Annotated in this window: 18 protein-coding genes and 1 pseudogene; 11 read left to right on the plus strand and 8 right to left on the minus strand. The window is 60.7% G+C overall.

Annotated elements, in window-relative coordinates; genetic code table 11:
• Nucleotides 1–520 precede the first annotated feature (520 nt).
• Nucleotides 521–835, plus strand: coding sequence for a co-chaperone GroES (locus N2603_RS42600; protein WP_260386895.1), 315 nt, complete (start codon nt 521–523; stop codon nt 833–835).
• A 48-nt stretch (nt 836–883) separates the two neighbouring features.
• Nucleotides 884–2,536: a chaperonin GroEL gene (gene groL / locus N2603_RS42605; protein WP_260386896.1), complete on the plus strand. Its 1,653-nt coding sequence runs from the start codon at nt 884–886 to the stop codon at nt 2,534–2,536.
• Between the two features lie 885 nt (nt 2,537–3,421).
• Here groL and N2603_RS42610 read toward each other — a convergent pair.
• The 6 genes and pseudogenes from N2603_RS42610 to N2603_RS42635 all read right to left on the minus strand — a co-directional run bounded on the left by N2603_RS42610 (nt 3,422) and on the right by N2603_RS42635 (nt 14,009).
• Nucleotides 3,422–4,864 (minus strand): cytochrome P450, encoded by a 1,443-nt coding sequence (locus N2603_RS42610; RefSeq protein ID WP_260386897.1) that lies wholly within the window; start codon nt 4,862–4,864, stop codon nt 3,422–3,424.
• Between the two features lie 570 nt (nt 4,865–5,434).
• Nucleotides 5,435–6,495 (minus strand): annotated as a pseudogene (locus N2603_RS42615) (IS110 family RNA-guided transposase).
• Nucleotides 6,496–6,611: 116 nt separating this feature from the next.
• Complete coding sequence (locus N2603_RS42620) at nt 6,612–8,528, minus strand: PAS domain-containing sensor histidine kinase (RefSeq protein WP_260386898.1); 1,917 nt, start codon at nt 8,526–8,528, stop codon at nt 6,612–6,614.
• Nucleotides 8,529–9,075: 547 nt separating this feature from the next.
• Nucleotides 9,076–12,393 carry an adenylate/guanylate cyclase domain-containing protein gene (locus N2603_RS42625; RefSeq protein ID WP_260386899.1) on the minus strand — a complete coding sequence of 1,106 codons (3,318 nt, stop codon included), beginning with the start codon at nt 12,391–12,393 and terminating at the stop codon, nt 9,076–9,078.
• Nucleotides 12,394–12,768: 375 nt separating this feature from the next.
• On the minus strand, nt 12,769–13,332 hold the full coding sequence (locus tag N2603_RS42630; RefSeq protein ID WP_260386900.1) for a methyl-accepting chemotaxis protein: 564 nt from the start codon (nt 13,330–13,332) through the stop codon (nt 12,769–12,771).
• The gene (locus tag N2603_RS42635) at nt 13,266–14,009 is read right to left on the minus strand and encodes a cache domain-containing protein (RefSeq protein WP_260386901.1); all 744 of its coding nucleotides are present in this window, start codon (nt 14,007–14,009) and stop codon (nt 13,266–13,268) included. The genes N2603_RS42630 and N2603_RS42635 overlap by 67 nt, the downstream gene beginning before the upstream one ends.
• Nucleotides 14,010–14,305: 296 nt before the next feature.
• Here N2603_RS42635 and N2603_RS42640 point away from each other — a divergent pair, with 296 nt between their 5' ends.
• Nucleotides 14,306–14,533 carry a hypothetical protein gene (locus N2603_RS42640; RefSeq protein ID WP_260386902.1) on the plus strand — a complete coding sequence of 76 codons (228 nt, stop codon included), beginning with the start codon at nt 14,306–14,308 and terminating at the stop codon, nt 14,531–14,533.
• Between the two features lie 233 nt (nt 14,534–14,766).
• On the opposite strand, the gene N2603_RS42645 is transcribed toward N2603_RS42640, so the two are convergent.
• Together N2603_RS42645 and N2603_RS44850 are read right to left on the minus strand one after the other, a co-directional pair.
• A complete protein-coding gene (locus tag N2603_RS42645; protein WP_260386903.1) occupies nt 14,767–15,546 on the minus strand; it encodes a DUF3050 domain-containing protein in 780 nt (259 codons plus the stop codon).
• A 518-nt stretch (nt 15,547–16,064) separates the two neighbouring features.
• Complete coding sequence (locus tag N2603_RS44850; protein ID WP_311740920.1) at nt 16,065–16,310, minus strand: hypothetical protein; 246 nt, start codon at nt 16,308–16,310, stop codon at nt 16,065–16,067.
• 573 nt (nt 16,311–16,883) lie between these two features.
• On the opposite strand from N2603_RS44850, the gene N2603_RS42655 reads away from it, so the two are divergent.
• The 8 genes from N2603_RS42655 to N2603_RS42690 all read left to right on the plus strand — a co-directional run bounded on the left by N2603_RS42655 (nt 16,884) and on the right by N2603_RS42690 (nt 24,320).
• Entirely contained in the window at nt 16,884–17,078 is a 195-nt protein-coding gene (locus N2603_RS42655) for a hypothetical protein (RefSeq protein ID WP_260386905.1), read from the plus strand.
• A 355-nt stretch (nt 17,079–17,433) separates the two neighbouring features.
• A complete protein-coding gene (locus tag N2603_RS42660) occupies nt 17,434–18,243 on the plus strand; it encodes an alpha/beta fold hydrolase (protein ID WP_260386906.1) in 810 nt (269 codons plus the stop codon).
• A gap of 359 nt (nt 18,244–18,602) precedes the next feature.
• Nucleotides 18,603–19,220: a hypothetical protein gene (locus N2603_RS42665; RefSeq protein WP_260386907.1), complete on the plus strand. Its 618-nt coding sequence runs from the start codon at nt 18,603–18,605 to the stop codon at nt 19,218–19,220.
• Between the two features lie 205 nt (nt 19,221–19,425).
• Nucleotides 19,426–19,920: a DUF3455 domain-containing protein gene (locus N2603_RS42670; protein WP_260386908.1), complete on the plus strand. Its 495-nt coding sequence runs from the start codon at nt 19,426–19,428 to the stop codon at nt 19,918–19,920.
• A gap of 185 nt (nt 19,921–20,105) precedes the next feature.
• Nucleotides 20,106–21,158, plus strand: a complete 1,053-nt coding sequence (locus N2603_RS42675; protein WP_260386909.1) for a type III polyketide synthase — start codon at nt 20,106–20,108, stop codon at nt 21,156–21,158.
• Nucleotides 21,155–21,670: an isoprenylcysteine carboxyl methyltransferase family protein gene (locus N2603_RS42680; RefSeq protein WP_260386910.1), complete on the plus strand. Its 516-nt coding sequence runs from the start codon at nt 21,155–21,157 to the stop codon at nt 21,668–21,670. Before N2603_RS42675 ends, N2603_RS42680 begins: the two co-directional genes overlap by 4 nt.
• Nucleotides 21,667–23,202, plus strand: a complete 1,536-nt coding sequence (locus tag N2603_RS42685; protein WP_425248963.1) for a DHA2 family efflux MFS transporter permease subunit — start codon at nt 21,667–21,669, stop codon at nt 23,200–23,202. The genes N2603_RS42680 and N2603_RS42685 overlap by 4 nt, the downstream gene beginning before the upstream one ends.
• Nucleotides 23,203–23,849: 647 nt before the next feature.
• Nucleotides 23,850–24,320, plus strand: a complete 471-nt coding sequence (locus N2603_RS42690; protein ID WP_260386911.1) for a MarR family winged helix-turn-helix transcriptional regulator — start codon at nt 23,850–23,852, stop codon at nt 24,318–24,320.
• The last annotated feature ends 43 nt before the right edge of the window (nt 24,321–24,363 follow it).

Here is a 24,363-nt window from a genome sequence, read left to right on the forward strand (position 1 = left end):
GTAGTCATGCAACTGCGGCTTGTCGAGGTGCTTCGCGTTCGCGGCTTATCCGGCACCGTAATGGGACACCGACTCTTGCCGCTGCACCGCGACAGGATGCTTCCGCCGGAATTGCTGCGCAAGAACCGTGCATATTTCTGAAATGAACGGCTTGCAAGGGTTAGGCAAGACGGCATCCGTGTGGGATACCGCTGGCATGTACAATCAGCCACAGGCAGCATGTCAGGTGAGTAAATTGGCACTGGGACCGTCCGCTCGCCAATTTTGCAGAGCATCAGTCACAGATAACCTTTGCTCGATTTCAGCCGTCCCCGGCATTCAGCGGGTCTTTCAGGCTGTAACAATGGCTTACCGCACGTGCTAACGGCCCGTATGTCCTTGGGTGCAGAAGTTTTCACAATCCTTCGCGGCGTTGTCTTGTATGCCGGCCAGGCCAGCTTATTTTCGGAGCGATTAGCACTCGCTGGCTTCGATTGCTATTTCATCCAAAATAAACGCAACTGAAAAATAGGAGGAGACCATGAAATTCCGTCCGCTTCACGACCGCGTCGTGGTCAAGCGCATCGACGCAGAAGAGAAGACCGCTGGCGGCATCATCATTCCCGACACTGCCAAGGAAAAGCCCTCCCAGGGCGAAATCGTCGCCGTCGGCCCCGGTGGGCGCGACGAGGCCGGCAAGCTGATCCCGATCGACCTGAAGGTCGGCGACCGCGTGCTGTTCGGCAAGTGGTCCGGCACCGAGGTCAAGATCGACGGCCAGGACCTCCTGATCATGAAGGAGAGCGACGTGATGGGCGTTCTCGAGGTCACCGAGTCCAAGAAGAAGGCGGCTTAAGAGCCCCTCTCCTCCCTCCAGTCAAACATCATCCAAGGAAGATTCCAGATGGCAGCCAAAGAAGTCAAATTCTCGGTTGAAGCGCGCGACAAGATGCTGCGCGGCGTCGACGTCCTCGCCAACGCGGTAAAGGTCACGCTCGGTCCGAAGGGCCGCAACGTCGTGCTCGACAAGTCGTTCGGCGCTCCCCGCATCACCAAGGACGGCGTCACCGTCGCCAAGGAGATCGAGCTCGACGACAAGTTCGAGAACATGGGCGCCCAGATGGTTCGCGAAGTCGCCTCCAAGTCCGCTGACGCGGCCGGCGATGGCACCACCACTGCGACCGTGCTGGCGGCTGCGATCGTCCGTGAAGGCGCCAAGTCAGTTGCCGCGGGCATGAATCCGATGGACCTGAAGCGCGGTATCGACATGGCTGTGGAAGCCGTGGTCGCCGACCTCGTCAAGAACTCCAAGAAGGTCACCTCGAACGAAGAGATCGCCCAGGTCGGCACGATCTCGGCCAACGGCGATGCGGAGATCGGCAAGTTCATCTCCGACGCCATGAAGAAGGTCGGCAACGAGGGTGTCATCACCGTTGAGGAAGCCAAGTCGCTCGAGACCGAACTCGAGGTTGTCGAGGGCATGCAGTTCGACCGCGGCTACATCTCGCCCTACTTCGTCACCAACGCCGAAAAGATGCGCGTTGAAATGGATGATGCATACGTCCTGATCAATGAGAAAAAGCTATCTCAATTGAATGAATTGCTTCCCTTGTTGGAAGCCGTGGTGCAGAGCGGTAAGCCGCTTATCATTATCGCCGAAGACGTCGAAGGCGAAGCGCTCGCGACCCTGGTCGTGAACCGCCTGCGCGGTGGCCTGAAGGTCGCGGCCGTCAAGGCTCCGGGCTTCGGCGATCGCCGCAAGGCCATGCTGCAGGACATCGCGATCCTGACCGGCGGCCAGGCGATCTCGGAGGACCTCGGCATCAAGCTCGAGAACGTTACGCTCAACATGCTCGGTCGCGCCAAGAAGGTGATGATCGACAAGGAGAACACCACAATCGTCAGCGGCGCCGGTAAGAAGGCCGACATCGAGGCGCGCGTGGCGCAAATCAAGGCGCAGATCGAGGAGACTACCTCGGACTACGATCGTGAGAAGCTCCAGGAGCGTCTCGCCAAGCTGGCGGGCGGCGTCGCGGTGATCCGCGTCGGCGGCGCGACCGAGGTCGAGGTGAAGGAGCGCAAGGACCGCGTTGATGACGCGATGCATGCGACCCGCGCGGCTGTCGAGGAAGGCATCCTGCCGGGCGGCGGCGTTGCGCTGCTCCGTGCTTCCGAGCATCTCAAGGGCATTCGCACCAAAAATGATGACCAGAAGACCGGCGTCGAGATCGTGCGCAAGGCGCTGTCGGCTCCCGCTCGCCAGATCGCGATCAACGCCGGCGAGGATGGCTCGGTTATCGTCGGCAAGATCCTCGAAAAGGATCAGTACGCCTACGGCTTCGATTCGCAGACCGGCGAATACGGCAATCTGGTCTCCAAGGGCATCATCGATCCGACCAAGGTGGTTCGTGTGGCAATCCAGAACGCGGCGTCCGTCGCAGCGCTCCTGATCACCACCGAAGCCATGGTGGCCGAAGTGCCAAAGAAGAACACCGGTGCGGGTAGCATGCCTCCGGGAGGCGGCGGCATGGGTGGTATGGGTGGTATGGACTTCTAAGTCCGACATTCAGAACTCAACAGAAGGCTCCGCAGCGATGCCGAGCCTTTGCTGATTTTCCCGGCAGTCAGCCGGGCTCCAACACTGGCGCACCGGGAACTATTCCGTCAGTTCAGCGAAGGCGCGCAATTCGGATCTGTTTTTGCCGCAGCGATAGCAGCAGACGTCGCCTGTTGCGATCGATGGAACCCTGCCCCTCCTGTTCTGCGACTTTTATCCGATTTTTACTTCACATCCCGGCCCGGCGTGTCATTGGGCCTGCAATATTGCCCCCTAAGCCGGGGGATCGGCGTCCAAAATTGCCCCCCTGTAGGTTGGTCTGTTGCGCTGTCTGCTTAGGCCGCACGTCGCGTCCCTATAGCTCTTCCCTACGAGGTCTCGAACCTCACGGATCCTCGCAAAAACGACCATCCACGGTGGAGCGTCAACGTTTATCGCGACCAGTACCGAGCTATGCGAAGCACGGGCGGAAACAGCTAATTTCCGGCACGAAGAAACAGCGAGAGGAAAGAACAAAGGCAGCCGGTTTGTCGGAATAGACACGACACGTCTGTCGGAATGACGACCGCTACCAACCTCCAAGCTATTGAAAAGCTTGGTGGGCGCACCAGGGCTCGAACCTGGGACCCGCTGATTAAGAGTCTCGTGCTGTCTAATACACATCAAGAACTTAGCTGTAAAAAATACCCGAGAGAGCGCTATATAGATCAACAGGCTACATCGGATCTGTAAATCGCCCGCGGCCGCCCTGGTTGACCGTCGAGGGCGCCGGCCAGCACGAGGAGTTTTGTGCACTGACGAGCGCGCAATCCGCCGTCCAATGCCTGTGGCGTCGCCCAGCAATACAGCAGCCGGTTCTTTCATGGCAACCGCCCCGGTCGGCGGTCAATTCGCAAAGGCGCAGTTCACTTTCATGTATTTCGGGCCGCCAAGAAAGTTGTTCTTCACCCAGATGGCCGGCTCGGTGAGTTCGACATGATTGATGCGGGTCGCGAACTCCTTCAGGAAATGTTTCATTTCCAGCCGGGCGAGCGCCAGCCCGATGCACACATGCGGGCCAAAGCCGAAGGCGATATGCTCGTTGCTTGATCTCTCAACATTGAACGCGTGTGGATTCTCGAAGACCTCTTCGTCCCGATTGGCGGACGGATAGATCATCAGGACCGACTGGCCGCGCTTTATCTGCCTGCCGCGAAGTTCGTAATCGTTCACGGCCACCCGAATAAAGCTTCGAACCGGGGATACATATCTCAGGATCTCTTCGATCGCCTTCGGCAGGAGGTTGGGGTTTGACCGAATCAATCTGTACTGGTCCGGGTTCACCGAAAGGGCGTGAATGCCTCCCGCAATTGCCCCTGCAGTCGTCTCGTGACCAGCGGCCGTAATCGAGACAAAGTAGGACAGCGCCTCATGGTCATTGATTGGCGCGCCATCGACTGTCGCATTTGCAATTTCGGAGGCGAGATCGCCGCGCGGATTCTTTCTCCGTTCCTCTAGCACGTCCCTGTAATAGGCAAACAGTTCGGCGCCGGCCTCGGCGATCGCGTGACCGTCGGTTTGGCGTGCGGTGTCCGGATCGTGAGGGCTGAACAGCTGGCTGGTCAGTCGATGCATCATCTCGGCATCCTGCTCAGGCAAGCCGAGAATGAGCATGATGACCCGGAGTGGAAACCAAACGCTCACCTGCCGCACGAAATCGATTTCGCCATTGGCCGCCTCTATCAAGTCCACGTATTCCCTCGACAGCGATGCCAGTTGGGGCTCCAGGGCCTGGAGGCTGCCAGGCTGGAACCAGCGACGGCTCACGTTCCGGTACTTGCGATGGTCCGGGTCGTCCATGGTCGGGAGGGTTCGCATCAGCGGCTTTCCGCCGGTCTTGGCCCTGACCCGCTCCTCTTCTTCGACGGTGACAAGCCGATTGCGCGGTCCGACGATGAATTGTGAGCTCTGTCGCTCCACTTCCGTGACGTCGGGATGTTTGGTCAGCGCCCAGAACGGCCGATAGTTCGACGGCTCTGTCCAGCGCACGGGATCGGTGTGGCGTAGCTCGGACAGCATCCGATGCAGTCGGTCTTCGTCCGAATACAACACGGGATCGACGATGTCGTCGTGCGAAATGGGCAAATATTCCTCCATAGAGCACGCCGGTTCGGGTTCGAGAATGCTCCAGTTTCCGGCCTTTTTCTCCATCAGAAGGGCCCGACCAGATACGGTCTGGACCTTCCGGGTTTTACCTGACGCCGCATTGGTATCGTTCGCGTGGCCCGACATGCCTTGCCATGAGCAGGATATTGCCTCAGCAGACGGAAGGGAGGCAGAAGAAAGCATGGTAGTCCCGCTGCCCAAATCCTGTCATTCCTGCTGATCGCGGGCTGGGTGCAAAGGACCTTAGCGACCGCCGCGCTTGCTCTCTAGCTTCGAAGTCGCGGAATGAGGCGTTTGGCATAGCCGCTGCTGATGGACTCCAATTCTGCGCCAGACAGACCTGCTTCTTCCAAAGCCTTGAACTGACCTTGTATGGTCCGGCCGTGCGTTGCAAGTGGTTTCGCCGAGTTGGCGGTGAGTGGTCTTGCATCAATGTCTCCGGCCTTTGATTGGAGCATTTGCTCCGGGCCATCATGGATATCAGCGCGCGTGCGTTCTCATTACCGGACAAGCCTTGACGGGGCCATTTGGGTCACCAGGGTTCGCATGCCCCGGGAAGACCGAACCTCGATCTCGTCTCATCCTCTCGCAGACCTCGGCTGGAAACTGTTGATAGGGTTATGTCATCGCTTGCTCCTCCTGTCTCGCAGTTCCTTCGTTCGAGCCAAGGACCGTCCCTTTGTCCCGGCCCGCAGAACGCTGGCTCCGGCGTTGCCAGGCTGCGCCTTGACCGCGCCGAGCAGGGCGCGAGAATCAAGCGGGTCGGACGACGCCTGCATCGTCGGTCCTCGTCAGCTCGAAGGCGCGTCCTCAGCACCGCCCAGGCGATCCGGGCGAGCTTGTTGGCGAGCGCGATCGCCAGCACGTTGTGGTGCAACAGCCTCTTGGCGGCGTCGATCCAGGATTTGAGCCCGTAACGTTCCTGGTTCTTATCCTGACCAGCACGACCCATGCCGCCTGCACGAACAGAACGCGCAGGTAGCGATGGCCGCGCCTGGAGATTTTGCCGAGGATCGTGCGGTCTCCCGTCGATATCTGCCTAGGTCCAGCCCGAGCCAGGCGCCGAAGTCGCGGCCTTTGGAGAAGACGTCTCCCGTGCCGATCACGGCCACCATGGCGCTCGAAATGAGCGGCCCGATGCCAGGCACCGTCATCAGGCGCGAACATGCCTGATCTTGACGGGCCAGTGCTTCGATCTCGCTGGAGAGGCCATCGATGCGCTGATCCAGCCGGCGCCAGTCACCTGCCAACTCCTCGATGACACGCAACATGCGTGGCGACAGAGCATCGGTGCGCGTCGCAAGGATGGTGGGCAGTTCCGTGCGCAGGAAGACGATACCCTAGCGTACGGCGATCCCGCGTTCCAGCATGAAGGCGCGTATCTAGTTGATGATGCCGGTGCGTTGCGCACCAGCCGCTCGCGCACCCGATGCAGCGCCTGCAGATCCAGTTGCTCCACAGTCTTGGTCGCCACGAACTTCATCGTCGGGCGCTGCGCGGCTTCGGCAATCGCTTCGGCATCATTGAAGTCGTTCTTCTGTCCTCTGCTATAAGGGCGGACATATTTGGCGGCATCAACCTGGCGTCGTGACCAAGCGATGCGAGTTTGCGGCTCATGTGATGTGCGCCGACGCAGGCTTCCATGCCGATCAGGCAAGGCGGTATATTGGCGAGCCGGGCTTCCACTTGGCCACGCGACCACTTTTGCCGCAGCACGATGGCGCCGCGCGTATCGTGGCCCACGACGTGGAACGAGTCTTGCCGATATCGATGCCGATCACGGCGATCGCGGTATTGGCCCCTGGCCAGCTTATCGCTGGCGGGGGCAGGAGCACGGCCGGGCCACTCCCCTACCCGACAATTCTGGCGATCGCAGCTGGGACATCGGCCGCCACCGAGAACGGACTCGTTTCGACCCCAACCTGCAACCTCACACCACCGGCGCACGGTCGGTGGGCTCCGCGCGAGCTGTCTCGTCCGATTCTGGAGGTAGGGTGAACTGAAGCACCGCGCCGCGAGGTTCATTGGCGGTCGCCCACAGCCGCCCGCCGTGAGCGGCGATGATTGAACGGCAAATGGCCAGGCCCATGCCCATGCCCTCCGGCTTGGTCGTGTAGAAGGCTTCGAACAGGCGGTCCGCATCGTTCTGGTCCAGCCCCATACCAGAATCGCGCACGGTGGCGAGCACGCCGCCCGCGGCATCCGCCTCTGTGCTGATCAGCACCTCCCGTGCTCCCTCGTCGACGCCGCTCATGGCCTCGACCGCATTGAGGATCAGGTTGAGGATGACCTGTTGGAGTTGGACGCGGTCGCCGTCCACCGCCGGCAGGCCGGTCGCGAGCCCGGTTTGCAGCGAGACGCCATGCTTCAGAACCTCGCTGCGGGCCAGCGCGATGACCTCGAGGATGGCTTCATTGAGGTCGAACCGACCCCTGCGCGGCGGCGCCTTCTTGATAAGGGTGCGGATCCGGCCGATGACGTCGCCAGCTCGGTTGCCGTCATTAGCGATTTGGCCGAGGATCTCCCGGACCTGGTCCAGGTTGGGCGGCTGAGCGTTCAGCCAGTTCAAGGCGGCGTCTGCGTTGGTGACCACGGCGGCGATCGGTTGGTTCACCTCATGGGCGATCGAGGCCGTCAGTTGGCCCATCGTAGTGACGCGATTGACATGCGCGAGCTCAGCCTGCGCCGCTTGCAAGGCTTCGGAGGCCAGCGCATGTTCGGTGAGGTCACGAACAATCGCGAGCGCGGCCTCGACCTGCTCCGAATGGAGCCGCAGCGGCCAATAGGACACGACCCGGTAACGGCGGCCGACCGGATAGGCAAACCATCCCGCGAAGCTGACGCCCTCTCCTGTGAGACAGCGGTCCAAATACGGTTTGACCTCCTGCTCAAAAAACTCGGTACCCAGCAGATCCCCAACGTGCTGCCCGACGAACCCGTCGGCCCGTATTTGCCAAATCCGCTCGTACACCGGGTTGACGCGCTGAAACCGGTAGTCTCGACCAATGACGGCGATTCCGTCAGGTGAACTCTCGAACACCTGCCCGGTCAGATCCTCCACCCGCTTGCGCTCGGTGATGTCGTTATTGGTCTCCAAGGTCGCGGCGGGATGGCCACGCGCGTCCCGTTGCAGAGACCACCTGCTCGCCACCATCGCCGGTGTGCCGTCTTTCTTCGTGTGGACGAGTTCACCTTGCCAGCGGCCCGTGCGGAGCAACCCCGCCGTGATCTCTTCAAGTGGCACGGGAAAGACCGTCTGCAGGAGCTGGTGAGTGACGTTACCGATGGCTTCCGCTTTCTTCCATCCATACAGTTCCTCGGCGCCACGATTCCAGTAAACGATGACGTCGTCCATATCGCGCACAAAGATGGTGTCGTGGGTGAGGTCGAGGAGGCTGGCCTGCTCGCGCAGCACCAGTTCTCTGAATTGGCCTTGTACGGCGATGAAACCGGCAACGCCGATCGTTACAAGGCTGATAAGTCTGTTTGCAACAGCGATGCTTAGCGATTGCTCGTGCGGCGACAGAACATGGCTTAGTACCGTCAGCGCCATGCATCCCAATGTCGCGAGTACAACACCACGCCACTGAAGAAACCTTGCCGCTGGCAGCACAACGCCGACGTACAGCACGCCGAAAGCGATCTCAGCGGGGGTAACAGTGTCAGCGACGAAGATTCCAACCGCAATGGCGGCGCAAATAACCGGGAGAAAACGCGACGTCAATGTCGTCGCTGAACTCCCACTGGTTTGCACTTGCTGTGTCTGGGGGCCAAGCCGCGCCAGAGCGATGCGGACGCTTTCAGTGCCGCGACTGGGTCGGTCCCGTTCGTTCGGCCAATCGGGCATGCTGACGCTCCCACTCCAGAGCGATGGAGCAAAGCCTCTGGCTCGCACCGCCAGTCACCCATTTGCAAAGTCAGTCTGTCCCAATCTACCTTGCGGGTAAAGCGGCAGCAGCGGAGTGCTGGCGAGGCAGAACAGCGCGGCGCAGGTCGAGAAGACTACCGGCGGGCGACCTTCGATGACCCGTTCCCTGCTCGCCGTCCAGCGTGCCAAGTCTCGGCTGGGCCAACGTCCGGTGGCAAGTATGCTGCCGATCAGGGGATGGCCCTCGACCAGTCGCAATGGAGAGGAACCGGAAGACGTATATCCGTTCCGGGATTTCCGGTTATGGCCCGTTTGAGACCGCGGACGATGTCTGGTGTCCGGTCGCTATGGAGGCGAAGCGGACGTAAGGCGGACATGGCGAAATCGCCGCGACTGACCCCGAAGCGGACCTGCCCGACTTGCAGAATCGGGGTTCTGCGCGCGTCGTTATCGATCGCAAGATCTGCCCCGCAGGAATGACGCTCTTGATTTGGAGCGGTCCTCCGTTAGAAAGCCCGGTCTACAATCACCTCACGCTTCTGGTGCGGTAGCGCAAGGTCGCAAGCGCCGGACCGATGCCAAGGCGCTCGGCCTCGACTACCAGGTTGGCAAGGTTGCTGGTCGTATCCTGTCCGGGTTGGCAGCGACCATATGCACCGAGAGCGCGTCCATATCGGACGAAGAAGTTGGCCCAAGGCAACGGTTCTGGCCGCGTATAATCCTCGAGCGCCGCACTATAACGCTCCGCGCCGTCCCAATCCTCAGAGTCTAGCGACGCGTCGATCGCGTAGCGAAAGAACCACAAATGATTGTGGCCCACCGCGCCTTTGCGGAGAATCTCCTCGCCTTCCGTCAGCGCCGCATCACGTTCAATCGGATCCTCGGTCATCACCGCAAGGTAGCCGAGGATCCACGGGCCCGCGAAGTTGAGCCCAGCTTCGCGGCTGATCGCCAAGGCACGGTGCAGAACCTCGATCGCCTCCGTCCTACTCGCTTCCGCGCGAGCGACCATGGCCAGATCGCGGAGGCTGGTCGCCTCGAACCTTTTGGCGCCAAGCTGCCGAGCGAGGATCAGGGCCCGCTCGGCATGCATCTTCACACGTGCAAACTCGCCGGTCGTGCGAAACACGGTGCACGCCGCGATGTGGGCGATGATTTCCGCCCGCTGATGCCCGACCCGCGCCGCCAACTCGACCGCCATCTGGGTCGTCGCGAGCGCGTCGGAGAAATCATTGAGATACACTTGGGTATGCGCGACCATGCTGAGATTGGCGACTTCGATGCGCCCGGCGCCGGACGCGCGCGACAGCTCCGCGCACCGGCTGAAGTGCCGATGGGCACTGGCCATCCGACCGCGCGCGTATTCGGCATCGCCCAAGCCGCCAAGAGCACGCGCCTGCATCTCTGGCGAATTGGCTCTTTGGGCGCAATCGAGCGCAAGCTCATGCTCCTGCAGGCACTCGACGAGTCTTCCGAGGGGGAAGTGAAGATTGCCGCGCAGATGGTGGATCCGCGCTCGCCCCGCGAGGTCGTCGATAGCGGCCGCGGCCGCGGCCTTGTTCAGCATTGCAAAGGCCTCATCGAAACGATCCGTCAATCGCAGGCCGGCGGCGAGCCCAAGCCAGGCTCGACATCGCTCGATGTCAACATCGGCGACTGCTAAGGCCTGCTCAAAAGCAGCAATCGATTCTGCGATTGAACCGAAGTCATGCAGGATCTCACCCCAGAGCAGGGATAGTGCACTCACATCGGCCCGCTTCTTCGCCAAGGCAAGCCCGCGCTCGACAAGTCGCCGGGCCCGTTCGACCCGGTACTCGGCCGCTTCCGCCCGGGCCGCTTCCAGGTAGGCTCGGGGAGCGCCGTCGTCATCGCCTCGATCGAGATGCTGTGCACACAAGGTTAGGTCACGGCTCTTGAACCAATCTGCCGCCCGCCGGTGCAACTCGCGGCGCCGCCTCCTGAGCAGGGTGTCGTAGACGCCCGCGTGGATTAGCGCGTGGGCGAAGAGGAACTGATCACCTTGCGGGCGCAAGAGGCGGTGTCGCACTAAGTTCGCGCAGTTCAACCCCGGCTGGTCGAGCAGGGTTGCCAACGCTTCGGCAGTAAAGCGCTGGCCGAGAACTGAGGCCGCTTGCAGCGCTCGTTTGTCGGGCAACGCGAGCCGATCCAAGCGAGCCTGTACTAAACTTCGGATCGACCCCGGGATGGTGCCCTCGGCGCTGTCCTCGGCATGCCGCAACAGTTGCTCCAGAAACAGCGGATTGCCGGCGGCCCGTTCGACGCAGCGCTGGGCGATCTCGCCGAGTGTGTCGAGATAGGCAGCGGCGAGTCTGTTGGCTTCACGCGGCGGGAGGGAGCCGAGTTCGATCGTCACGATCGGCTGGTCGGCGATCGTCGCGCGCCGGAGCTCACGGAACGCGTCGGGCTCGAGCCGCGAGGTCATAACGAGAAGCGCCGGACACCCAGGAATTGTCTCGGAAAGGTTCGCTGCATGATCGAGAGTCATCTGGTCAGCCCAGTGCAGATCCTCAATCACGAGAAGCCGAGGACGACGGCCACTCGCGCGGGTGACTAGCTCGGCGACCGTCGCCCGCTTGCCGCGGTTGCGGGCCGCGTTGTTCATCGCATCATAGAGCGTACGCAGCTCGGTCGATTGCGGCACATTCAGGAGGTCGTTCAGGTACACCCGCCGCTCATCAGCAAGCATGCCATCCTTGAGGGCCTTTTCAGCCGCTGCGTCGATCTCTTCTTGGCTGCTCTCGCCCATCAGGCCGAGCAGGCTACGGACGAGCGAGCGGATTGCGTCTTGGCCTGAGCCCATTCCGAAGTCGAGCACCAGCCCGCTGTGACAGGCGAAGTTCGCTCGCTCGGCCTTTACCTGGAACTGCTCAATCAGACGGGTTTTGCCGATTCCGGCTTCCCCGTGAATGTAGATAGTGCCGCCGTGTCTCGTGCTCCGGCAGTGGGCCAGCGCTGCTTCGAGCTGCTGCAGTTCGCGTTGCCGTCCAACAAAGACTTGACGCTCCGAACGGGCCGGCTCGCGAAAGGCGCGCAGTCGCCACGCCCTGACGGGCTTCGCGAGGCCTTTGATGGCGAGCTCGCCGACCTCGGAGCAGTCGACCCGTTCGGCGAGTGCCCTGTGGACTGAATCCGAAATGAGGATCTCGCCCGTGGCCGCCTTATCCGTCAGACGCGAGGCGAGGTTCACGGAGTCGCCGGTCACCGTGTATTCAAGGTGGCGCGCGCTCCCAGTGCCGCTCGCAATAACCTCGCCGCTGGCAATGCCGATGTGTACCCCAATAGGGCGGCCGAGCTCGGCCGCAAGCAAGGGCACGCGGCGCCCGATTTCGAGGGCAGCCCGGACGCATCGCTCTGGGTCGTTGCCATGGGCCAGCGGAGCCCCGAATACCGCCATTACGCAATCGCCGATGTGCTTGTCGACAACTCCGCCGTGATCGGCGACGCTTGCATCGGCAAGGTCGAAGAAGCTTCCGAGTAGGGCGTGGACTTCTTCTGCATCAAGTTCGTCGGCGAGCTTCGTATAGCCGGCGAGATCTGCGAAGAGCACTGTCACCTGCCGCCGCTCAGCCTCCGGCAGCGGCGAAGCCACCACCGATATCGAGGCCGGCGCGCCCGGGACAGAAAGGGGCGTCAGCGCTGCTGCATCACGCAACGCTGCGATCGCGGCAATCAGTTTGCGGCGGTGGCCGACCGAGGTGACGCCAACCCCGATCAGATCGTCGGCGGTCAGGTGGGCAAGAACCTCGGCGTCGATGTCGTTCTCGCGGAACGCCTGCTCGTACTGCCCCAATCCCAAACCGTGCAGCCAAGCCGCAACGTTCATGGGTGCCTCCTGACTCGGTTGCTCCGTAGAGCACCAGCTCCTTCAGCCTACCCCAAAATTTCACCACAGGCGCGTCCAAATCACTAGTCTAGCTAAGTTGCACTCCCTCGGGGAGCGCCCCGATCTTCGGAACCGCCTCGATGCACGCTTGTGACTGTCCCGAATAGCCTCGCCGACCTTAAGCTGCGCGGATCCGCGACAGGAAGGCGCCAACATTCGCGCGCATTGTATCTACTTGCCGACCAGTTCCTCGGCCGAGTCCAGTACCATGCCCGCGGCAGCGCCGGTGTCGGAGGCGGCATGGTTGACACCAACGATGTTGTTCGAGACGTCGCCCGTGCCGCGTGCCGCTTGCTGGACGTTGCGACTGATCTCCTAGGTCGCTGCACCCTGCTGCTCGACGGCCGATGCGATGGCCGTTGAGATCTCCCCGATCGTACCGATGATGCCGGTGATCTTCTGTATGGCGCCCAACGTTTCGTTGGTGACGCCCTGCATGGCTACGACCTGGGCGGCGATCTCCTCGGTGGCACGCGCCGTCCGGCTAGCCAAGCTCTTCACCTGCGATGCAACGACGGCGAAGCCTCTGCCGGCCTCGCCGCCACGCGCTGCCTCGATCGTGGCGTTGAGCGCCAGGTGATTGGTCTGGCTGGCGATGTCGCAGATCAGCTTGACTACCGCGCCGCTCTTTTCCGCTGCGTCGGACAGAACCTGGACCGCCGCATCGGTGCGCGTCGCCTCCTCGACCGCACGGCCGGCGACCTGGGCGGATTCGTTGACCTGGCGGCTGATCTCGGTAGTCGAGGAGCTCAGCTCTTCCGTCGCCGCCGCAACTGCCTGAACATTGGCCGGCGCCTGCTCCGAGGCGCCGGCTACGGTCGTCGCCTCCCGGTCTGTTTCTTGAGCTGTGGCTGACATACCGTGCGCGGTATTGCGCATCTGCCTGCCGAGACCGCCTGGCTGTCGCGCTGGGCCAGCACGCCGCGCTCCAACTCATCAGCCATTTTGTGCAACGCTGCCGACTTGTCGACCTCTGCCCGCTGCTTCTGCTGCTCCTGCTCGGCCTTGACACGTCCAGCATCAATCATGTTGTCACGAAACACCTCGACCGCTTTGGCCATGTCCCCGAGCTCGTCGCCACGATCGGCCGGATTCGTCACCTTGGTGTCTCCGGTCGCGAGCCGTACCATGAGCCCCGTCATCGTGCGCAGAAGCAGAACGATGCCGCGGGCGATCGGCCAGGCGCAAGCGGCGAGCATGATCATGAGCACGCCGACGCCCAGCAGGGTCTCCCGGACCCGCGACATGAAGATCGCTTCGATGTCATCGACATAGACACCAGTGCCAACCACCCAGTGCCAGGCTGATACCTTGGCGGCATAGCCGATCTTGGGCTTCGGCTCTGTCTCGCCGGCGCGCGGGAAGGCAAAGCGAACGAAATCGCCGCCTCGCTTGGCCGCATCGAACATGTCACAATTGTAGCGGACGCCATTCGCGTCCACCGCGTCCATCCGTAATTTGCCTTCGAACTCGGGCTTCGGTCCCATGACCTCCGTCACGCCATTCTCGTTGAAGACGAAGAAGTAGTAGCCGTCGCTGTAGCGGATCGGACGCAACAACGCCTTGGCCCTCTCTCTTTAGCCTCGGCCTCCGACAACTTGCCGGAAGCCCCATTCTCCACAAGAGGCTGCAGCATAGAGATAACGGTTGACACCTCATTGCGCATTGCCGACTGGCGTTCCTCAACCATCGCGGCATGCAAATAATGAGCTGCAGGACGAAGCCGATCAGGGGGACCAGAACAGCTGCACCGACCAGTAGTCCGATACGACGCGCGATTGTCAGCCGCGCGACTAGATCTCACCTACGTTTCCTCCCTGACTTGAGTCGCCCGTGAGGGAAGGAAACGCAAATGAATAAATTTCTCCTGGCCCTCGCGTTGCTCGCGAACCTGTCGACCGAAGCCGTTGCTCAGCACGCTGGCACCGACCAGGACGAGAAGGCTTGCATCCACGATGTTCAGCGGTTCTGTCGCAAGTGGATGGATCAAGGCGATTTTACAATTCTGGCCTGCCCGAAGGAACATGGTACCAGGCTGCATCCGCCTTGCCGAGATGTGCTGATCAGCCGCCGGCAATAGTCGTGTGAGTCCGCAATCAATCTGGTTTCGGTTCTGCAATCCGCTTTGAATCTGAGCATGCATTACGGACGTCAGCGGGCCTTCAACTGGTCGCCAAGAACTCGAGCCAGATCCGACCTTCAAATCCGACCGTGCCCAAGCGCAGGGAACGGTCGACGGTTCGGCGTCGATCCGCTTAAGCCGCCGAACTCCGCCTATCGGCTGTCCGGCGGCTTACAGTTCGGACGCAGCCTTCACGCGGCGCGCGCGGCTCGAAGGGTGCTTAATGTGCCATTCCAAAGCTCGATCCGGGCCTGGATGCTGTTACACGCGGCGCGCAGCGCACGTTCGTTTCTCTGCGGCGACTCCGCGACCAGGCCTTCGAGCAGTTCCCTCCCCATTGGACCGTGACTGTCGCCATCGAGCTCGATGTGCCGCTCGATGTAGTAGACGAAATGACGCAAGCGATCCTTGTCGTGCTTAATGCCAGGGAGCGTCTTTTGAAGTCTGCTAAACATTTCGGGGATAATGTCTTCGCGACCATAAAAGAATGCGGCCAAGACCTCTTCCGTCGACCCCGACTGGGCCAGCGTCATCGTATGCGCAACAAAGGCTCGGACATGAGGCGGCACGCCGGTCCGCACCATCCCCCCTTCAACCGACGTACCGACGCGCGCCAGCGAACGAAACGCTTCAAATTGGCGGGTGCTGGCTCCGACGTCGGCCATGGCACGGAGGTAAAGATCGAGGTGGCTGACATAGGAGCCATCCAAATCGATATCGGTCTCCTCACCAATCACGATGTCATTGATCAGGCGCGCAGCCCGCGCATTGTCTGCAGGAAACCACGGCACTCTTGTGCATGTCAGGTCTTGCTGCAGCCGCTTCAGCAGCGACATGAAATCCCAGACCGCGAAGACATGATCTTCCATGAACCGCCGCAGATCGTCGACAGAAGAAACCTCCGCGTAGATGGGATGGTTCAATAGCCCGGCGCGAAGGGAAGCTAGATGGTCACGAACCTGTTTCGACATGCTTGACCTCTATTTGGCGTGTTGACCTTGGCTCTGGGTTGAAGGATGAGCCCGGCTTAGGAGCCCTCATCTCTTTCCTGTGGCGCCCGATACAAGTCACTATCAGTCGTGCGTGATGCGGTTTGACTATGAGTGACAATAGCGCGCGTCGTCCTTTGTGGACGACGCTAGATGGAACGGCGGGATGCAGAGGCGAGCCGTATGCCGAGCAGCAGCTTTTTTGTCGGGAGAGTCTAAATCAGGTTAGGTCTGCAACAGCGGAGTCGTCTAAATGCGTTGTGCGCGATCCGCGCACACCTCATTCTGACTTTGAATTTAGATTCCTGACTTTAAATTTACCCAGGCACGGCTCGCGCAGAGTCTCGCGTAGAGTTGAGCAACGGACTCGCAACCGGCAGTAACGAGCTCGTCAAGGTTCGTAGCGCTTCTTCAAGGCCAACGCCACCTGCGAAGAGCATCGCGGCTGGGAGCGATCTCTCTGACGGAGAATGGTTATGGTGCGTAAGACAATTATCGCGTTATTGGCAGTCGCGTCCGTTGGCCTGGCTGCGCCGACAATGGCATTGGCGCGTGGCGGCGGAGGTGGCGGTGGTGGCGGCCACGGAGGTGGCGGTATGAGCGGCGGCTCTGGCGGCGGCCACGGTGGTGGCTTTGGTGGTGGCGGTTTCCATGGTGGCGGCTTCGGTGGCGGAGGTTTTCACGGTGGCGGGGGTGGCGGCTTCCATACCGGGGTGGCTGGCATTTTCCACGGCGGTGGATTCCATGGTCGTGGTTTCCGCGGCCGCGAATTCGGCTTATTCCCATACGATTATGACGACCATGCTTATGATTATCCGTATGGGTACGGTTATTATCCATACGCCTATAACGACACGTACAGTGACAACGGCAGCTGCCACGTGGTTCATCGACGCGTTCACACAAAACAAGGCTGGCGTCAGGAACCCGTTCAAGTCTGCGGTTGATGGACTGTCGTAGATCGTCGTGGCGGTCTGTAGTCGTTCGTTGAAGACCAAAAATCGATCACGCTGCGATCACTGCCGGCCTCGGCGCTATCTTGCGCTGAGGCCCGCGGGCCGGATTAATCGCAACGCGCAATGCCTGCTTACAAAGTTGCCTCCAGGGATCCACACCGATGAAGAACCGCTTACGCGTTTGTGGAGCGAAGGCCCCTGGAGTCGACGCGGTCAATAGCCCAAAGCTACGGTTGCCTGGCGAGCAATCCCGTTGCCGTCACGCTGTTCGTCATCAGTAGCCTCACCTGCACACTCGCCCCATCGTTTCCGGTGTTGCTGGCGGGCCGCCTCCTTCAGGGCGTCGGCGCAGCGAGCACAGCGATGACGTTTGCCATCATCCGCAACCTGTTTGACAGCAACACCGCGCGTGCGAAGATCGCCGATATCATGGCGGCCATTAATGTTGTGGTCGTGGCCGCACCCGACGGCGGCGCCACACCGTTGGCACTCGGCATCTGGCGTTTGATCCACGCGACACAGGCTGGGGACGTCTCGTTTTGCCGTTCAAGGTTCTGACTGGAACCGTCGAGAGCGCACGGATCAATTTCGCCGAATTGAGAGAAATCATGAGGCTTTTGAATGATGGACTCGTCATCGGTTCTACGGATATCGACGGGCTGTTGGGCCTCGAAGCATATCTCGGCGGCCGACTCGAAGTCCGGCGGAATCACAACGCCGTGACACCGCGTAACAACACGGCTCCTCCTTCAGAATATAGATGCGGAAGAGGAGTCCTGCGAAAAGGCCTTCACGGAGTAGCGATGACGATGTTGCGACAATGACCATTGTTGCCGGCATGCTTGCGGCAATTCCCAAATAGCCAACTCAAACTCTTCCAGTAGCCAACTCCAACCTTTGAAAGGACACTTCCATGGTCAACCAAGACGATCTTCGGCCAAAGTATCCATTGAATCGACGCACATTCGTGAGCATGGTGGCTGCGGGGGCGGCAAGCACTCTTGTCCAGGGCGCCGCAGCAGCAGCGCAGCCCGCGCCGAAGGCCCGAAACGTCGTCCTTGTACACGGGCTGTTCGCCGATGGGTCAAGCTGGTCCGAAGTGCTTGCACGATTGCAGGCAGCGGGGCTCAATGCCACGGCCGTGCAAAACCCCCTGACAACGCTGCCTGACGCGGTAGCCTCGGCGCAGCGCGTGCTGGCGCGGCAGGATGGTCCGACGGTGCTGGTTGGGCATTCCTTCTCCGGAATGATCGTCACGGAGGCCGGCATGCATCCAAACGTGTCGGCTCTTGTCTATGTGGCGGCGCGCGCGCCGGATGCGGACGAGGATTACACGGCATTGGCCAAAACGTTTCCAACACCACCGGCGTCCGCCGGCATTGTCTTTGACGGCGATGAAGGACGTCTCACCGAGGCAGCCTTCTTGCGGGATTTCGCAGGCGACCTGCCGGAAGCGGAAGCGAAGGTCCTCTGCGCGGTCCAGCAGCCGTTCCACAAGGCCTTGCTCACGGGCAGGACGACTCAAGCGGCCTGGCGGTCGAAGCCGAGTTTCTATGCCGTGTCCACGGAAGACCGTACAATCAATCCCGATCTCGAACGCTTCATGGCCAAGCGCATGGGTGCCAAGACCATCGAGGTGAAGGCCAGCCATCTCTCGCTGATCTCTCACCCCGACGAGATCAGCCGGTTGATCCTGGAAGCCACCGGCGGACAGCCTGCTTAAGGCGAACGCTCTCGCGCACGACTTCTTCGACGACGTGTCGCGGCGAAAGCGCAGTCCCAAACAACGAAACCCCGGCGAAGGACGCTTACATGCTATGGCTAATCTGTATTCTACAAAAGTAACGGCGAGCCCGTCACTCTTCGGTCCGCAGCCAAAACGAGCGGCTCGACCTCAAGCTGCCACGGCCCAGGCCCGGCGCCTCTGGAATGAAACACAGCTGAAAGCCTCCAAGCCAATCCAAATGACTCTTGACCCCTGCGGTGCCGCCTGAATATCGCACGAGTGCGTGAACGCGGAATATCGATTCAGGACAAGGGTTAACCAAACGTCGCCTCCCCATCCCTACGGAAAGTCATTCAATGCCAGACACCACTGCCAAGCTACTTGCCGTCACAGTCACGTGCGCCCTGCTGAATGTGTCCCCCGCCGCCGCGCAGCAGCAGGGACCATCGCGTATCCGCGGAACCATCGGAAACGTCGATGGCAATAACCTCACTGTCACCGCGCGCGACGGATCCACGCAGAAGATCGCCATGGCGAGTGACGTTGTCGTGACTGGTCTCGTCAAGACCACGCTCGCCGACGTGAAGCCCGGCTCCTACATCGGCATAACCGGAATGCCCCAGGCCGACGGTAGCCAGAAAGCGATCGCAATCCACATTTTTCCTGAATCGGCGCGCGGCACTGCTGAGGGTTTTCGCCAATATGACTTACGCCCGAGCAGCACCATGACAAACGCGACGGTCGCGCAGGAAGTCGATGCTAACGACGGCAAGTCTCTCTCGGTCAAATACAAGGACGGCGAAAAGACTGTTGTCGTTTCACCAGATACGCCGATCGTCAATTTTGTGGACGGCGCCAAGAGTGAACTGAAGGCTGGCGCCAAGATCATTGCGTTCGTCGCCAAGCAGAGCGACGGCACGCTATCCTCGAAGCGCGTTTTGGTCGGTCGTGACGGCATCACGCCGCCGATGTGAGGGATAACCATCGAACACGGGCGATCGAATGGCACGCGGCCGTGCGCGGCGGGGACATCATTCAGTGCATCGCTTCTGAAGAAGCCAGAGGCATCGTATCCGAGATCGGACGGCCTCATCACGGGCGCGACCGCCGGAATACGAACACACTAGACCTCTCAGTCTCCATCATCAATCAGTCTGCACTTGCGCTAAGGGCATCTCCATGTTTATCCGCTCGCTATTCACCCTCGTTGCTCTTGCGCTTTTCGCGGGTTCCGCAATCGCTCAGGATATTCCGGCCAAGCTTGCACCCGTGGGGAAAGGCCCGCTGGTCGGCAAGTACGCGGCCAAGGGCGTTCAGATATACGTCTGCAGCGCAAAAGGGAGCGCAAACGAATGGGATTTCGAGGCCCCTGAGGCCGAGCTTATCGACGCGAGGGGCCGACTGTTCGCCAAGCACTATGCCGGTCCGACCTGGGAAGCTCTAGATGGCTCGAAGGCCGTCGGCAAGGTTTTAGCAAACGAACCCGCTCCGAAGGCGGGCGCGATTCCCTGGCTGCTATTGTCGACGCAATCCTCGGGATCCGGGGTCCTTGGCGGCGCGCACTTCGTCCAACGAGTCAACACCTCTGGGGGTGTCGGGCCGACTGGCGCGTGTCCGAAGGCCGGAACAGAGCAGCGTGTCGCTTACACGGCCGACTACATCTTTTACAAGTGATTGTTGACCGGGCATCGAAGGTGTCAGCGACCTTCGAAGTCCGCCAAGGAGCGAGGCAGGCCGCCGACCCCGCTGTGGCACCACTCACTTAACATCGAAGCGAAGAGCCCAATTGATATCGAGTTGCCGAGGTACTGGCACGGGCGGTTGCTTCAAGAACATTGGCGTTGAGGTAGGAGCAATACATGAAACACGCGGCCGCTTTGCTGTCATTGGCGACGTCAGTTCCCCCGCATTTGCTTCATCAAGAGCAGGTGCTGGCGGCGGCCCGGAACATCCTCAGCCATCGCTATCCCGAGTTCGACACTCTCTCCAGCATTTTCGCAAATACCGGCGTCATCAACCGCTACGGCGTCAAACCGATCGAGTGGTATTTCGAACAGCGTGGCTGGCCGGAACGTACCGTGGCCTTTCTGGAAGGAGCAGAAGCTCTGTTCATCGATGTCGCACGTAAGGCAATCGAACGGGCTGCGCTGACAGCAAGCGATATCGATACCGTTGTCACGGTTTGCTCGACGGGGATCGCAACGCCGAGCCTCGAGGCCCGCGTCGCCGGGAAGATTGGATTCCGATCCGATGTATCGCGCGTACCGGTATTCGGGCTGGGCTGCGCGGGCGGTGTAACAGGCCTCTCGATTGCATCGCGGCTGGCGCGAGCACGGCCCGGCACCAACGTGCTCCTCGTCGCGATTGAGCTTTGCACGCTGGCCGTTCGTCACGACGAGTTGACCAAGGCAAACATCGTTGCCGCCAGCCTGTTCGGCGACGGCGCCGCCGCCGTCGTGCTGCGGGCGGGCGATGGTGGCGCGACGCGCATCACGGGGACCGGCGAGCATCTCTGGCCGGACACGCTGGACGTCATGGGATGGAAGATTGATCCGGAAGGGTTCGGGGTAATCTTTCAGCGAACCATTCCGGATTTTGTCAGGACCAATATGAATCCGGCCATCAGCGGAATTCTCGCTTTGATGGATCTTTCGATTGGCAACATCGATCGCTTCATATGCCATCCAGGCGGCACCAAGGTTGTGCTCGCGCTGGAGACCGCTCTGGTCCTCAATCAGGGCGCGCTTGACCATGAACGCAGCGTTCTTGCCGATTTCGGAAATATGTCAGCTCCGACGGTGTTGTTTGTGCTCGAACGCGCCCGGGCGCGCGGCCTTCCACCTAGATCACTCCTGACCTCGCTCGGACCAGGCTTCACCGCAAGCTGCGTCGCATTGCAGCACGCGGCATGAGCCTTGCTGCTGCCATTCTCGCCTTAGTCACGCTGCAGCGTGTCGGCGAACTTGTTCTGGCCCGCTACAATACTGGCAAGCTTCTGGCACGCGGCGCCATCGAGACGGCGGCAGGGCATTATCCGCTGGTGGTCGCGCTACACACGGCCTGGCTCATCGCGTTGTGGGCGTATGGGCGCGATCAACCGGTCAACTTTGTTGCGCTCGGACTGTTCATCGTTCTGCAGGGTCTTCGCCTCTGGGTGATCGCCATACTTGGCCCAAGATGGACGACACGCATCATGGTGGTGCCGGGCGAAACATTGATCTCGGCTGGTCCCTACCGATATTTTTCACATCCCAATTACGCTGTGGTCACAGCAGAGATCGCCATTCTCCCAGTGGCGCTCCGCCTGCCCCTGATAGCGCTGATCTTCACGATCCTGAATGCGGTCGTGCTTAGCATCCGCATTCGCGCTGAAGCACGAGCGCTCTCCGTCGTGCACGAGCGGCCATCTCGCGCCGTCCAATGAGCAATCAAGGATCCCGAAAGGAAACTCCGAGCACCGCCACCTGGCTGGGCTTCCTGTTGATGTGCCTTGGAATGTTCATGGCCATTCTCGATATTCAGGTCGTCGCCACATCGTTGCCGACAATCCAGAACGCACTTGGAATTTCGCCTGACGCGATGAGCTGGATCCAGACCGCATACCTGATCGCCGAAATTGTCGCGATACCACTGACTGGCCTGTTGACGCGTGTGCTGACGTTACGTTGGCTGTTCGTCGCAGCCATCATGCTGTTCACGGTCGCTTCGGTGGGCTGCGCCTTCAGCGCCGGGTTCGGGATGCTGATCGCTTTCCGCGTGGTGCAGGGGTTTGCCGGGGGGACGCTGATCCCGGCGGTTTTCTCGGCCGTGTTTCTGCTGTTTCCGGTTCGCCTCCATTCCGTTGCAACAACAGTCGGCGGCGTGGTCGCCGTCCTCGCACCAACGGTTGGACCCGTTGTCGGGGGCTGGATCACACAAACCTATTCATGGCACTGGCTATTCCTGATCAATATCGTTCCCGGGTTGGTCGCGGCAGCAGTGACGCCGTTCCTGCTGCCACGCGGAGCGATCCGTCTCGCCGATCTGGTGAAGCTCGACGGCGTTTCGCTTGTCTCGATGGCAACAGGTCTTGCAAGCCTCGAGATAGGACTTATGGATGCACCCCGCTTCGGATGGTCATCTCCGTATTGCGCCGGGCTATTTCTCGGCGGCGCCGCCTGCATCGCCCTTTTCGTGCACCGAACATTGCGAGCTGCATATCCAGTCGTAGAGCTTTCTACCCTGAAAGAGAGCTCGTTCGCGGTCGGTTGCGCGCTGAGCTTCTGTCTCGGTGTCGGCTTGTTTGGATCGGTCTATCTGATGCCGGTCTTCCTGGCGTTTGTCCGCAGCCACAATGCATTCGAAATCGGCTTTATCATGCTGGTGACCGGTGTTGCACAGCTGGTGACAGCTCCTTTCGCAGCTGCACTGGAAAGTCGCGTCGGCGCCCGGTGGCTGACCGGCATAGGCTTCTCGCTGTTTGCGCTAGGCCTTGGAATGAGCGCCTTTCAGACCCGTCTTGCTGATTTCGACGAGATGTTCTGGCCTCAGGTCGTGCGAGGCGTCGCGATCATGTTTTGTCTTCTGCCGCCAACCCGGCTGGCGCTGGGCACATTGTCTGAAGCGCAGGTACCAGACGCGAGCGGCCTGTTCAATCTGATGCGGAATCTTGGCGGCGCGATCGGTATCGCGCTCGTCGATACGATCCTTTACGGGCGAACCATTGTGCATGCGGACGATCTCCGCGACCGCCTGCTTGCAGGTGACGTGACGGCGGCGCAGGCGATCGGACTAAGTCCAGAATTGTTCGCAAGCAGGCTTCCGGGGCCGCCTGATGCGCGTACCGTGGCATTTGTCCGTCCTATGGTTGAGAAGGCTTCCTTGGCTCTGAGCACCAATGAAGCGTGGGCCTTCCTTGCTTGCGTGGCGCTCCTGGGATTGCTGCTCGTGCCATTTGCACGGCAAAGGAAGGCCTGAAATTGCTTCGACATCCCGCGACGTGAGGACCACGCCGATTCGACCTAGTGGTGCGTGGCGGGTGGGTCTAGCATCTTCAGTCACCCCGGGATCCTGATGAAGAGGAAGAGGACCGACCGTCGAACCTCCGGTCGTGCCTCAGCCGGACGACGACTGAGCATGATTCTTCAGGATTGGCATATCTTGAGTTTCGGAAATAGCCGGCACATTCGGTTGGGCGCTTAGCCCGAACGCCGAGTCGGGCCTGAAATGGTCCGGTCATGTGGTGGACCGGAAGTGGTCGCCCTGAGGCCAAAACGGCCATGTGGGTTTACTGCGCATTCCGCTGATCGTGGGCGTATTTTCGCGCTCAGGTGGGCGCCGAATTCGCGCGATCTGGGCAATTCGGATGCTGACTGTGAAGTGGATCCAGGATTGCTTCGCCGGCATTGCCATACGGGCAGCACTCAATTGTCGCCCGGACGTCAACAGATTCCCCGGTCTCCTTGTATTTCAAGTTCGCGGACCGCGCCGTGCCGAAGCTACCGCCCTAGTGACCGTCCTTTCACGATGGTGTGTTTGCAGGGGTCGCGCGCTTGCCCTTTTCATAAGCAAGCTTATCATTTTCATAAGCAAGCTTATCATAAGCTTACGTAGGAGTTTTGGCTATGGAAGTCGGATCCCCCACGCTCGGTTTTCTGCTGCACGAAGTCGCGCGGCTGCTCAGGAAGAGGTTCGAGCAGATTTCCCGTGAATCCGGGCTAACGCGATCGCAATGGCAGGCGCTGGCGTATCTCGATCAGAACGAAGGCGTTAACCAAAGCGGATTAGCGGAACTCCTCGACGTGGAGCCGATCACGCTTTCGCGCATCCTGGACAAGTTGGAGGCCTGCGAACTGATCGAACGACATCCGCATCCGTCCGACCGGCGCGTCTGGATCCTCCGGCTTGCACCGGCAGGCCGGCTAAAGCTGATGCAGGCGCGTAAGCTCGGCGAGGTAGCCCGCCGCGAGGCATTGGCCGGCTTGTCCGAGGCGGAGGGTTTGCGCCTGCTGGATACCCTGAAGATCTTGAAATTCAACCTCACCGAAGCGTGCTGCTCATCGGTGGAAAAGCAGAAGCGAGCAGGTCATGGTTAGTACCGGCCAAGCAAGTCCGAAACCGCACGGCGCCGAAAAGCCT

It is taken from the genome of Bradyrhizobium huanghuaihaiense, assembly GCF_025200885.1.
In the GTDB taxonomy this organism is placed as follows: domain Bacteria; phylum Pseudomonadota; class Alphaproteobacteria; order Rhizobiales; family Xanthobacteraceae; genus Bradyrhizobium; species Bradyrhizobium huanghuaihaiense.

What these genes read in the sequence shown, in the direction of transcription:
- N2603_RS42620 (WP_260386898.1), bottom strand. Translation starts at nt 8,528, where the DNA reads ATGCCCGATTGGCCGAACGAACGGGACCGACCCAGTCGCGGCACTGAA.
- N2603_RS42630 (WP_260386900.1), bottom strand. Translation starts at nt 13,332, where the DNA reads ATGCGCAATACCGCGCACGGTATGTCAGCCACAGCTCAAGAAACAGAC.
- N2603_RS42690 (WP_260386911.1), top strand. Translation starts at nt 23,850, where the DNA reads ATGGAAGTCGGATCCCCCACGCTCGGTTTTCTGCTGCACGAAGTCGCG.
- N2603_RS42675 (WP_260386909.1), top strand. Translation starts at nt 20,106, where the DNA reads ATGAAACACGCGGCCGCTTTGCTGTCATTGGCGACGTCAGTTCCCCCG.
- N2603_RS42685 (WP_425248963.1), top strand. Translation starts at nt 21,667, where the DNA reads ATGAGCAATCAAGGATCCCGAAAGGAAACTCCGAGCACCGCCACCTGG.
- N2603_RS42610 (WP_260386897.1), bottom strand. Translation starts at nt 4,864, where the DNA reads ATGCTTTCTTCTGCCTCCCTTCCGTCTGCTGAGGCAATATCCTGCTCA.
- N2603_RS42625 (WP_260386899.1), bottom strand. Translation starts at nt 12,393, where the DNA reads ATGAACGTTGCGGCTTGGCTGCACGGTTTGGGATTGGGGCAGTACGAG.
- N2603_RS42645 (WP_260386903.1), bottom strand. Translation starts at nt 15,546, where the DNA reads ATGTCGAAACAGGTTCGTGACCATCTAGCTTCCCTTCGCGCCGGGCTA.
- N2603_RS42640 (WP_260386902.1), top strand. Translation starts at nt 14,306, where the DNA reads ATGAATAAATTTCTCCTGGCCCTCGCGTTGCTCGCGAACCTGTCGACC.
- groL (WP_260386896.1), top strand. Translation starts at nt 884, where the DNA reads ATGGCAGCCAAAGAAGTCAAATTCTCGGTTGAAGCGCGCGACAAGATG.
- N2603_RS44850 (WP_311740920.1), bottom strand. Translation starts at nt 16,310, where the DNA reads ATGGAATCCACCGCCGTGGAAAATGCCAGCCACCCCGGTATGGAAGCC.
- N2603_RS42600 (WP_260386895.1), top strand. Translation starts at nt 521, where the DNA reads ATGAAATTCCGTCCGCTTCACGACCGCGTCGTGGTCAAGCGCATCGAC.
- N2603_RS42670 (WP_260386908.1), top strand. Translation starts at nt 19,426, where the DNA reads ATGTTTATCCGCTCGCTATTCACCCTCGTTGCTCTTGCGCTTTTCGCG.
- N2603_RS42680 (WP_260386910.1), top strand. Translation starts at nt 21,155, where the DNA reads ATGAGCCTTGCTGCTGCCATTCTCGCCTTAGTCACGCTGCAGCGTGTC.
- N2603_RS42660 (WP_260386906.1), top strand. Translation starts at nt 17,434, where the DNA reads ATGGTCAACCAAGACGATCTTCGGCCAAAGTATCCATTGAATCGACGC.
- N2603_RS42655 (WP_260386905.1), top strand. Translation starts at nt 16,884, where the DNA reads ATGACGTTTGCCATCATCCGCAACCTGTTTGACAGCAACACCGCGCGT.
- N2603_RS42665 (WP_260386907.1), top strand. Translation starts at nt 18,603, where the DNA reads ATGCCAGACACCACTGCCAAGCTACTTGCCGTCACAGTCACGTGCGCC.